Origin of the sequence: Variovorax beijingensis (genome assembly GCF_003951285.1) — a bacterium.
Taxonomy (GTDB): Bacteria; Pseudomonadota; Gammaproteobacteria; order Burkholderiales; family Burkholderiaceae_C; genus Variovorax; species Variovorax beijingensis.
The window spans coordinates 1-1,427 of the sequence record NZ_RXFQ01000067.1; the positions used below are offsets into that span (position 1 = coordinate 1).

2 protein-coding genes are annotated in these 1,427 nt (G+C 63.6%); one reads left to right on the top strand and one right to left on the bottom strand.

From position 1 onward, the window contains the following. Window positions 1-910 (top strand): IS66 family transposase (tnpC, locus tag EJO66_RS32405; RefSeq protein WP_125967289.1); only part of this gene is annotated, 910 nt, incomplete at its 5' end. On the opposite strand, the gene EJO66_RS32410 is transcribed toward tnpC, so the two are convergent. Continuing rightward, window positions 907-1,338, bottom strand: coding sequence for an SUKH-3 domain-containing protein (locus tag EJO66_RS32410; protein WP_125967290.1), 432 nt, complete (start codon window positions 1,336-1,338; stop codon window positions 907-909). The two genes, tnpC and EJO66_RS32410, sit on opposite strands and share 4 nt — an antisense overlap. Window positions 1,339-1,427: the final 89 nt, after the last annotated feature.

The following is a 1,427-nucleotide window of genomic DNA, read 5'->3' on the forward strand; positions in this document are numbered from 1 at the left end:
GCGCTCGACGCTGGCCAGCTGGGTCGGACAGTGCGGCGTGCAGCTGCAGCCTCTGGTCGACGCGCTCAAGCGCGAGATGCTTCAAAGCCGCGTGCTGCATGCCGACGAGACGCCGGTGGCGATGCTCAAACCCGGCCACGGCAAGACACACCGGGCTTACCTCTGGAGCTACTGCACGACCAGCTACAGCGCGTTGCGCGCGGTGGTGTTCGACTTCGCCGACAGCCGCGGCGGCCAGCATGCGCGCGCCTTCCTCGGTCTGCCGAGCGAGGATGGTTGGCGCGGCACGCTCGTGTGCGACGACTTCGGTGGCTACAAGGCGTGCTTCGAGCTCGGCGTCACCGAGGCCGGCTGCCTGGCGCACGCGCGGCGCAAGTTCCACGAGCTCTGGGCCAATCACGGCAGCCAGGTCGGTGAGCAGGCGCTGAAGTTCTTCGGCGAGCTCTACGCCGTCGAACGCGAGGTCGCCGAGCTTGAGCCTGAGGGTCGAAGGCGAATACGACAAGAGAGGTCGCGCAAGGTGGCCGACGCCCTGCAACAGTGGCTTGCGGGACAACGGCAGAGGGTGCCCGATGGCTCGGTCACGGCCAGAGCGATCAACTACAGCCTCAAGCGCTGGAACGCGCTCACGCGGTACATCGACGACGGCGATCTGCCGGCGGACAACAACTGGGTGGAAAACAAGATCAGGCCGATTGCCATTGGAAGATCCAACTGGTTGTTCGCAGGATCGCTACGGGCGGGCCAGCGCGCGGCGGCCGTCATGAGCTTGATCCAGTCAGCGAAGCTCAACGGACACGAGCCGCACGCGTACCTCAGCGATGTCCTCGATCGACTACCCACGCAGCCGGCCAGTCGCGTCGCCGAACTGCTGCCACATCGGTGGTCAGCATTGGTCGACGGACACTAGCCGTCGGCTTCCAACGGCATCCCGTAATCAAGCCCGAGTAGCAATGCCTCCATGGCTTGAGCAAAACGGCCCAAGGAATAGAGCTTCCCATCCGGGTCAGTAAACGCGTAGAACGACGCGTTGGAATCCACGAACAGCATGATGTGGGCGTGGTGGGCGTCCCCGACGGACATCAGCTCACCGAGTTGGCGACGCCACGCTCGGCCAACCACTTCGCGGTCGAGCCGAAGAGCTTTGTGGAACTCAATGTCACTGGTCGCGTAAACCACACCGGGCCCTACCGCTCCAACCTTGAGGCCTCCAACGCACTGAATGACAGCCTGTGCAACCGCCCGCACACCTCCTTGCGGCGACATCACGGTGCTGATCCCACTCACTGACGTGGCGGGAGGAAAGAAATGCTTGATGGTTGAGGGCAGCTCACTCATTGCTTCCATTCTCCACCCCGGCTTGGTCCGCACAGCTCAGAAACTGACGCGCTGAAGTCGTCGTCAACATGACTTCGCTGCACGCTTAC